This window comes from Vibrio sp. 1069, assembly GCF_033340555.1.
On sequence record NZ_JAWOWP010000588.1, the window covers coordinates 1 to 605 of the forward strand.

Consider the following 605-nt stretch of genomic DNA (forward strand, 5'->3'; position numbering starts at 1 on the left):
TTGATCCGCAATTTCATTAGACGTTGGCTAAACGGCTCTTTAAAGTGCTTTTGAAACAATCTTGTGACCGCACTTTCACTCAGCGATAAGTAGTTCGCCAAGTCTGCGAGCGTCACCTTAGTTGCAAAGTGTTGTTCGAGATACGCGTTAACACTTGCCACGCGCTCTCTTTCCTGTAGCTCGTGTTCACTCATCGATAAGTATGAGTGAGTCATCAGTGTTTTTGCTCCTTCATCGTGAGCAATCAGAGACAAAACATGGAGAAATCTCGATAGTTGCTCCATTGCAGGAAACGTCATGAGCTCATGCAGAAGATCCACAACGTGCTGAGCTGTCCGTTCAGAAAACACCACACCTTTATTGGCCGCCTTTAAAAGCGGGTCAAGCTTTCTAAGCTCTGCGCAATAGAACATCAAATTGGCAATCCACTCACGCTTAAACCAAATCACATGAGTCTCGCACTTGCTTTCGACCAATGTGGAGTGAATCGAATGAGGCACGCCAGGCGCGATCAATAGCATTTGGTTGTGAGTCACTTCTAATTCGTGATGACCAATATGCAAACTGCCAGTGAAGTGTCGATGGATGACCAACTCAAACACATC

At 45.6% G+C, this 605-nt stretch carries 1 protein-coding gene; it reads right to left on the reverse strand.

The window, feature by feature from the left end; all coding sequences use genetic code 11:
• Window positions 1-605, reverse strand: a 605-nt coding sequence (locus tag R7040_RS27910; protein WP_318097810.1) for an AraC family transcriptional regulator, incomplete at both ends; no start/stop codon positions are given.